The following is a 7984-nucleotide window of genomic DNA, read 5'->3' as shown; positions in this document are numbered from 1 at the left end:
GCCGGAGCGAGGGAACCTGAGCGCAGCGAAGGCCGTACGCAGGGGCAAGCGTTTTTTGGTTACTTTTTTTGGCGTTTGAAAAAAAGTGACTCGCCGTAAGGGCGAAACCGCCAGCCGCCGTTACCGCAGGAACGGATATGTACACCGTCCAAAAAATGCAGCGCCAGCACGGACGCCATCGCGGGCAAGCCTCGCTCCTACAAAAACATGCCCTCGCCATAACGGCGGAACCATACAGCCGCCCGGGAGCAAGGCAGGTCTATGGCTTCTGGCCGTACCACCTCGGCGTATAGACCCACTCCCCACCTCCAGCCCTGGGGAATACACAGGTAGTGGAAGACCCCACCAACACCATGGTGCGCATATCCACCTGCTCAGGAGTCAAGGCACCCAGGGTAGTGACCCTGAGAGTCTGCCCCGGACGGCCGATATCCCGCCCCAGCACCACCGGCGTATCCGCGGTGCGGTGCTGACGCACGATCTCCAGCGCGCGCCCCAGCTGCCAAGGACGCGAACGCGAGATCGGGTTGTAGAAGGCCAGCGCCAGGTCGGCCTGGGACGCCAGGTCCAGGCGCTTCTCGATGATTGCCCAGGGCTTGAGATTGTCCGACAGCGACAGCACGCAGAAGTCGTGGCCCAGCGGCGCGCCAGCCTGTGCGGCGGTAGCCAGGGAAGCGGAAACCCCGGGAAGGATTTCCAGCTCAACCTGATGCCAGCTCGGCTCACTGGATTCATGCAGCGCCTCCAGCACCGCCGCGGCCATGGCAAAGACACCCGGATCACCAGAGGACACCACCACCACCGAACGGCCTTGGGCGGCAAGTTCAAAGGCGTGGCGCGCACGCTGCATTTCTTCACGGTTATCGGTGCAGTGCATGACCTGGTCGGCACGGAATGGGCCGGCCATGCGCACATAGGTTTCGTAGCCGAGGATATCGTTGGCCCGCGCCAGTTCGGCTTTCACCGCCGGCACCATCAGTTCGGCGGCGCCAGGGCCCAGGCCAATCACCGCCAGGCGGCCACGGGGGCGGCCAATCTGCTGCGGGTCCAGCGGCTGGCTGGCCACGGCAATGGCGATGTCTTCCCCCACGCTCAGCGGCGGCAGCAGTTGCGGCACGGCCTGTTGCGCCAGCTCGGCGACGCTGCTGGCGGCCGGGGCGAAACGCAGGGGCACGCCCAGCTCGGCGGCGGCTTCGCGCAAGATCGGGCTGGCCATGTCACTGTCGGCGGCCAGCAGGCAGGCGACGGATTGCACGGCGATCTGCTTCTGATGCAGGGCATCGCGCAGCGCAGCAGCGCCAGTGATTTTGCCGTTGCAGGCGATCAGCACACTGCGCGGATAGATCAGCAGTTCGTTGGCGGCCGGCTCGCGCTCGGCCGAGCCGACGCGGATGGTCAGCCGGGCTTGCTGGTCCTGCGGCAAGCGGGCCTCGGCCAGCCAGGGCGCGGCGCCTTCGATGCGCACGCTTTCACCGCCCAGCAAGTCGGAAACGAAACGCTTGCCCAGCTCCAGATCGCCCAGGGCATAGCCGCTAGGTGGGTTGAGCAGGCAGGTGCCGAAGCGCAGCTCGCCGCTGGTGGTGATGGCCGCCGCCACGCCCAGGCCGGCGGCGATTTCCCGGGCCATGACGTTCACCCCGCCCAGGCCACCGAGCAACGGCACCACAGCGCTGCCGTCTTCGGCCACGGCCAGCACCGGCGGCTCCGCGCCCTTCTCCAGCAGCAGCGGCGCCAGGGTCCGGATGACGATGCCCGCGGCGCACAGGGCAATGATCGGCGTGTCCTGTTGATAGAGCTGGCGCAGGGTCGCGCCGAACTCCTGGTACGGGCGATCGGCGCCTTCGACCCGTTCGGCCAGGCCGTGGATCAGCGCATCCGGGTACAGCTGTTGAAGTTTGCGCGCAGTTGCCAGGCTGCCTTGGCCAAGGATGACGATGGCCGGCGCGGAACGGGCCATCAACCTTGCCACCTTTCACCGGGCACAATGATCAGCGAGAAATACGGCGAAGACATCGGCTGCACTTCATCCAGCGGTACGATCTTCTGGTTGGCCATGGTTGCGCGCTCGACGTACAGCGCGCGCTCGGCCAGGCCCAGTTCTTCGAGCACCTGGCGCACCTTGGGGAAGTTGCGCCCCAGCTTCATCACCACCGCCGCGTCGGCATCGGCCAGGCGGCGCTTGAGTTCGTCATGGGGCAGCACGCCGGAGAGCACCGACAGGCTCTGGTTGCGATACACCAGCGGCGCGCCCAGCACCGATGCGCCACCGAGCATCGAGCACACCCCCGGCACCACTTCGGCCTGGTAACGCTCGGCCAGGCGGTCGTGCAGGTACATGTAGGAGCCATAGAAGAACGGGTCGCCTTCGCAGATCACCGCCACGTCGCGGCCGGCGTCCAGGTGTTCGGCCAGCTGCTCGCTGGCGGTGTCGTAGAAGTCGCTGATCACTTGCTCGTAGGACAGCGGCGCCGGCAGCACTTCGGTGGTCACCGGGTAGACCAGTGGCAACAGGGTCTGTGCGTCCTGCAGGTGCGCTTCGATGATGCCGAAGGCATTGCCCTTTTTACCCTTGGCGACGAAGTACGCCACCACCGGCGACTCGCGCAGCAGGCGCAGGGCCTTGACCGTAATCAGTTCCGGATCACCGGGGCCGACGCCCAGGCCGATCAAACGTCCAGGTTGCTGCATCATTCGATCTCCGTGGCCAGGGCGTTGACGGCGGCGGCGGCCATGGCGCTGCCGCCCAGGCGACCTTGCATGATCACAAAAGGCACGCCGCGGCTGTCGGCGGCGAGCATCGCCTTGGACTCGGCCGCACCGACGAAGCCTACCGGGAAGCCAAGGATCAGCGCCGGTTTCGGCGCGCCGGCGTCGAGCATTTCCAGCAGGTAGAACAACGCGGTCGGGGCGTTGCCGATCACCACCACGCTGCCTTCCAGGTACGGCCGCCACAGTTCCAGGGCCACCGCCGAGCGGGTGTTGCCCAGCTCGCGGGCCAGCTCCGGCACGCGCTCGTCGCGCAGGGTGCAGATCACCTGATTGTTCGCCGGCAGACGGGCACGGGTAATGCCTTCGGCCACCATCCGCGCATCGCAGAGGATCGGCGCCCCGGCGGCCAGCGCGACGCGCCCGGCCTGGCCCGCGCCTTCGGAGAATTGCAGACCGTCGATGGCATCGACCATGCCGCAGGCATGGATCACCCGCACCGCGAGTTTTTCCAGGTCCGCGGGAATGCGATCGAGCCTGGCCTCCTCGCGAATGATCGCGAAGGAGTTGCGATAGATCTCCTGACCGTCGCGGATGTAATCAATCATCAAGGGTGCTCCGTGGGCGGGCATCGAGCAATGCGCCGGCCGCTTCAAGGGAAAGGTTGCGGGCGTGCAGCGTGCCGAAACCCGGCTGCGCGGCATCGCGAAAATAGAGGTCGTAACGATCGGGGGCGACGGCCAGCAAAGTAGCCGGTGCCACATGGGCGGCGGCGCAGGAACGCGAGCAGCCGGACAGGTGTACGTCCAGGCCGTGGTGCTGGAGCAAGGCGGCCAGCTTCACCGCGTCGCCCTTGGTATCGGCCAGGGCCTTGCCGCAGCCGCTGGAACCGGTGCAGGCAATCAGGTGGGCCAGGGGCTGCTCTGGCGAGCAGAGAAAACCCAGTTGTTGCAGGCGGCGCGTGACTTCAGGCGCGTCCTCGGCCCGCAGGTTCGGCAGCAGCAGGCTTTGCCAGGGGGTGAACCTCAGGCTGCCGTCGCCCCATTGCTCGGCCAGCTGCGCCGCGCCGCGCAGTATCGGCGGGTCCAGCCGCCCCAGGGGTGTGACCGCACCGACATAGACCTGGCCCGGTTGCCGCTGTGGATAAGTACCGATATGCAGCGGCTCCGAAGGGGCCACGCGCTGCCAATCGCCCACCCGGATCACCGGCCCCGGCAAGCGCGCGGACACCTGCGCCAGCAGTTCAGCCGCCGAGTGTTCCGCCAACAGCTGGCGCATACGGGTCTGTTCGGGGCGGGCCAGGTCGAGGAACAGCTCCAGCACCGCCACCACCAGGGCCAGCCCATCCTCCAGCGCCACACTGGCCAGGGGCAGGTCTCCAGGGCAGCCGGCCAGGCCGAAGGCCAGCCAGGGCTCGCCCGCGCCTTCGAACGCCGAGAGCCACAGGTCATGGGGATGCTCCAGCATGGCCAGGGCCTCGCCACCGTCGAGCTGCACGGCAAACTTGGGCGACAACTCATGAAAACGCGGATGGCTCTGCAAGGTGGCGAGAATCTGCGCGGCCAGGGGCCGGGTGTCGATGAGCATCGTCCGGTCGATCCCGGCCGTGGGGCTGAGCATCAGGTTGCGCACATCATCGCCGGCCGCGGTGGTCGGCCCCAGGCCGGCGGCCAACAGATCGGCGATCAGCGCCTGATGCTCGGCGCCAATGCCGCGGATTTGCAGATTGGCGCGGTTGGTCGCCTCGATCACCCCGCCGGCATAACGCTCGGCCGCATCGGCCACCGCGCGGGCCTGGGCCGCGCTGATCGCCCCGCCGGCCAGCTTGATCCGGCAGATACCGCCGTCCAGCGCCGGGACGATACGCAGCAACCCCGGACAGGCCGAGGGGCGTAAGGCGGTGGACATCGGGCGTTCGTTCAAGGGGGTGACCGGCTGTGTGGGAAAGGCGCTTCGCGGGCGAAGGCGCGGTATTATGCCTGCTTTGTCCGAAGGCATGAAAAGCCTGCCTGTCGGAAGAACAGGTTTTACCCTCGAGGAATAGCGATGTCGCCCTGGCTGACAGTAGTGGGAATCGGTGAAGACGGCTTCAAGGGCCTGGGCAAGAACGCCCGGCGCGCCCTGCTGGGCGCTTCGCGGATCGTCGGCAGCCAGCGGCAACTGGACCTGTTGCCGGTGTGCATCCGTGGCGAGCGGCAGCTGTGGCCGAGCCCCTTCTCACTGGAACCGGTGCTGGCCAAGCGCGGCGAGCCGGTGTGCGTGCTGGCCAGCGGCGACCCGATGCTGTTCGGCGTCGGCGCCAGCCTGGCGCGCCAGGTGGCTCAGGAGGAAATGCACGTCCTGCCTGCGCCCTCCTCTTATTCCCTGGCGGCCGCGCGCCTCGGCTGGCCGCTGCAAGAGGTGGTGACGCTCTCGGTGGTCGCCCGCCCCGTGGCCGCCCTCAGCGCCCAGCTGTTCAGCGGCGTGCGCCTGCTGGTCCTGAGCAATGACGGCCTCAGCCCCTCGACCATCGCCGCGCTGTTGCGTGAACGCGGCTTCGGCCCGAGCCGGCTCAGCGTGCTCGAGCACCTGGGCGGCGAGGCCGAGCGACGGACCGACGGCACCGCCAACGACTGGAGCGACCCGGCCATCGCCGACCTCAATTTGGTGGCCATCGAATGCCTGGCCGAGCCCGATACGCCGCGGCTGTCGCGCCTGGCCGGCTTGCCGGACTCGGCCTTCCAGCACGACGGCCAGCTGACCAAGCGCGATGTGCGCGCCATCACCCTGGCTCGCCTGGCCCCTGTCCCGGGCGAACTGCTGTGGGATGTCGGCGCCGGCAGCGGCTCGATCGGCATCGAATGGATGCGCGCGCACCCCAGCTGCCGGGCCCTGGCCATCGAAGCCGACCCAGGTCGCCAACAGCTGATCGAACACAACCGCGACGCCCTCGGCGTGCCCGGCCTGCAACTGATTCGCGGCAGCGCGCCGCAGGCGCTGGATGGCCTGGAAGCCCCGGACGCGATCTTCATCGGCGGCGGCGTGACCCGCCCCGGCGTGCTCGACACCTGCTGGGCCCGGCTCAAGCCCGGTGGCCGGCTGGTGGCCAACGCCGTGACCCTGCAAAGCGAAACGACCCTGATGGCCTGGCGCGAACGGCATGGCGGCGAGCTGACCCGCATCCATGTCGCCCAGGCCCTGCCCCTGGGGGACTTCGACACCTGGCGCCAGGCGCTGCCCATTACCTTGCTCGACCTCGTCAAACCGCTATGAACGCCCTGCCCTCCCCTGTAGGAGCGAGCTTGCTCGCGATAGCGTCTGCCAGACGGACAGAGTTGCCTGGATCGCGAGCAAGCTCGCTCCTACACAAGGCCGCGCAGCATGCGTGAAGAAACGGCGGAACAACCCGCCCCGCTGCGCAGCGGCCTGACCACCGGCAGCTGCGCCACCGCCACCAGCCTGGCGGCGGCGCGCCTGTTGCTCGAAGGCACCAGTAGCGACGCCGTGGAGATCGTCCTGCCCAAGGGCAAGCAGGTGCAGATGCGCCTGGAGTTCTGCCGCCTTACCGACAACGGCGCCGAAGCCGGCACGATCAAGGATGCCGGTGACGACCCCGACGTGACCCACGGCGCCCTGCTCTACTCCCAGGTGCGCCTGAGCCCGGACAGCGGCATTCGTTTCATCGCCGGCCAAGGCGTGGGCACCGTGACCCGCCCCGGCCTGGTGCTGGGTGTGGGCGAGCCGGCGATCAATCCGGTGCCACGCCGGATGATCAGCGAGCACCTGACGACGCTGGCCCGGGAACGCGGCTACCAGGGCGGTTTCGAGGTCACGGTCAACGTCGAGGACGGCGAAGCCCTGGCGCTGAAAACCATGAACCCGCGCCTGGGTATTCTCGGCGGCCTGTCGATCCTCGGCACCAGCGGCATCGTGCGGCCGTTTTCCTGCGCGGCCTATATCGCCTCGATCCACCAGGGCATCGACGTCGCCAAGACCAACGGCTACCTGCACATCGCCGCCTGTACCGGCAACGCCAGCGAAGACACCATGCGCCGCGTCTACGACCTGCCGGAAATCGCCCTGATCGAAATGGGCGACTTTGTCGGCGCCGTGCTCAAGCACCTGCGCAAAGTGCCGGTGGACAAGCTCAGCCTGTGCGGCGGTTTCGGCAAGATCAGCAAGCTCGCGGCCGGGCACATGGACCTGCACAGCCGCCATTCCAGCATCGACCTGCCGCAACTGGCCGAATGGGCCGCGGCGGTCGGCGCCGACCAGGCGCTGCAAGACGCCATCCGTGGCGCCAACACCAGCCAGCAGGCCCTGGCCATGGCCAGCGCCGCCGGTATCGCCCTGGGCGACGCGGTGTGCCAGCACGCCCTTAACTTTGCGCGCAGCGTGGTGCCGGCACAGGTCCAGGTCGAAGTCTTCGCCATCGATCGCCAGGGCGGCATCGTTGGCCATGCCGGAGCTTTTCGATGAAACGCATATTGCTGCTGGGTGGCGTGACCGAGGCCCTGGCCATCGCCCGGACCCTGGGGCCGGAGCACATCTATAGCCTGGCGGGTATCGGGCGCGTGCCCGCAGACCTGGACTGCCAGGTGCGGGTCGGCGGCTACGGCGGCGCCGAAGGCCTGGCCCGGTTCATCCGCGAGCAAGGCATCGAACTACTGCTGGACGCCACTCACCCCTATGCCGCACAGATCAGCCAGAACGCCGCCACGGCCGCGCAACTGTGTGATATCCCCTGCTGGGCCCTGCGCCGACCGGCCTGGCAAGCACAGGCCGGTGACGACTGGCGCGAAGTCCGCGACTGGGCCGAACTGGTCCAGGCACTCCAACCCTTCAAGCGCCCGCTGTTCACCCTGGGCCGCGAGCCCTTGCAGCACCTGCATGAGATCCCCGCCGGGCAGTTCTGGACCCTGCGCGCCCTCGACCCGTACCCCGGTAATGAGCGGTGCGAAGTGATAGGCGCACGCGGCCCCTTCCTGATCGACAGCGAACGCGAACTGTTCGAACGCCGCCGTATCGACGTGCTGATCAGCAAGAACAGCGGCAGCAGCGCCACCGAACCCAAGCTGGAAGTGGCGCGCGAGCGTGGGCTGCCGGTGCTGATCCTGCAGCGGCCGCCGTTGCCAGCGGTCGATCGGGAATTCCATGACCTGGGCGAGTTGCTCCAGGCCCTGCGCTGACCTTCTGGCCGCGCAAACGCGCGGCCGATACATCGAGTTACCAAGCCATCCGACGTTCCCCGCTGAACGGCAAGGCGCAGCCCCGGCCGCCGCGCCACGGGGCCTTCGCG

At 68.1% G+C, this 7984-nt stretch carries 7 protein-coding genes; 3 read left to right on the top strand and 4 right to left on the bottom strand.

Annotation, left to right across the window (positions count from 1 at the left end; genetic code table 11):
• Positions 1-259: 259 nt before the first annotated feature.
• From cobJ to cobG, 4 genes are read right to left on the bottom strand one after another with little or no spacing between them, the layout of a single operon-like run.
• Positions 260-1957 carry a precorrin-3B C(17)-methyltransferase gene (cobJ, locus tag PVZ78_RS23595; protein ID WP_009046766.1) on the bottom strand — a complete coding sequence of 566 codons (1698 nt, stop codon included), beginning with the start codon at positions 1955-1957 and terminating at the stop codon, positions 260-262.
• Complete coding sequence (locus PVZ78_RS23590; RefSeq protein WP_028683700.1) at positions 1957-2688, bottom strand: precorrin-2 C(20)-methyltransferase; 732 nt, start codon at positions 2686-2688, stop codon at positions 1957-1959. The genes cobJ and PVZ78_RS23590 overlap by 1 nt, the downstream gene beginning before the upstream one ends.
• On the bottom strand, positions 2688-3314 hold the full coding sequence (locus PVZ78_RS23585; RefSeq protein ID WP_028683701.1) for a precorrin-8X methylmutase: 627 nt from the start codon (positions 3312-3314) through the stop codon (positions 2688-2690). Before PVZ78_RS23585 ends, PVZ78_RS23590 begins: the two co-directional genes overlap by 1 nt.
• Positions 3307-4614 (bottom strand): precorrin-3B synthase, encoded by a 1308-nt coding sequence (cobG, locus tag PVZ78_RS23580; protein ID WP_277425158.1) that lies wholly within the window; start codon positions 4612-4614, stop codon positions 3307-3309. The genes PVZ78_RS23585 and cobG overlap by 8 nt, the downstream gene beginning before the upstream one ends.
• Before the next feature lie 138 nt (positions 4615-4752).
• On the opposite strand from cobG, the gene cbiE reads away from it, so the two are divergent.
• The 3 genes from cbiE (at position 4753) to PVZ78_RS23565 (ending at position 7874) form a co-directional block, all read left to right on the top strand.
• A complete protein-coding gene (cbiE, locus tag PVZ78_RS23575; RefSeq protein ID WP_273829338.1) occupies positions 4753-5958 on the top strand; it encodes a precorrin-6y C5,15-methyltransferase (decarboxylating) subunit CbiE in 1206 nt (401 codons plus the stop codon).
• Between the two features lie 108 nt (positions 5959-6066).
• Positions 6067-7164 (top strand): cobalt-precorrin-5B (C(1))-methyltransferase, encoded by a 1098-nt coding sequence (locus tag PVZ78_RS23570; RefSeq protein ID WP_016703764.1) that lies wholly within the window; start codon positions 6067-6069, stop codon positions 7162-7164.
• Complete coding sequence (locus PVZ78_RS23565; protein ID WP_273829337.1) at positions 7161-7874, top strand: cobalt-precorrin-6A reductase; 714 nt, start codon at positions 7161-7163, stop codon at positions 7872-7874. The genes PVZ78_RS23570 and PVZ78_RS23565 overlap by 4 nt, the downstream gene beginning before the upstream one ends.
• The last annotated feature ends 110 nt before the right edge of the window (positions 7875-7984 follow it).

The sequence above is a fragment of the Pseudomonas sp. SBT1-2 genome (assembly GCF_028640875.1).
GTDB classification, from domain to species: Bacteria; Pseudomonadota; Gammaproteobacteria; order Pseudomonadales; family Pseudomonadaceae; genus Aquipseudomonas; species Aquipseudomonas chlororaphis_I.
This window is presented reverse-complemented; position numbering and strand designations above follow the sequence as displayed.

Bases quoted from the DNA above. Each gene is read 5' to 3' on its own strand.
- cobJ (WP_009046766.1), bottom strand. From the start codon at position 1,957: ATGGCCCGTTCCGCGCCGGCCATCGTCATCCTTGGCCAAGGCAGCCTG.
- PVZ78_RS23590 (WP_028683700.1), bottom strand. From the start codon at position 2,688: ATGCAGCAACCTGGACGTTTGATCGGCCTGGGCGTCGGCCCCGGTGAT.
- PVZ78_RS23585 (WP_028683701.1), bottom strand. From the start codon at position 3,314: ATGATTGATTACATCCGCGACGGTCAGGAGATCTATCGCAACTCCTTC.
- cobG (WP_277425158.1), bottom strand. From the start codon at position 4,614: ATGTCCACCGCCTTACGCCCCTCGGCCTGTCCGGGGTTGCTGCGTATC.
- cbiE (WP_273829338.1), top strand. From the start codon at position 4,753: ATGTCGCCCTGGCTGACAGTAGTGGGAATCGGTGAAGACGGCTTCAAG.
- PVZ78_RS23570 (WP_016703764.1), top strand. From the start codon at position 6,067: ATGCGTGAAGAAACGGCGGAACAACCCGCCCCGCTGCGCAGCGGCCTG.
- PVZ78_RS23565 (WP_273829337.1), top strand. From the start codon at position 7,161: ATGAAACGCATATTGCTGCTGGGTGGCGTGACCGAGGCCCTGGCCATC.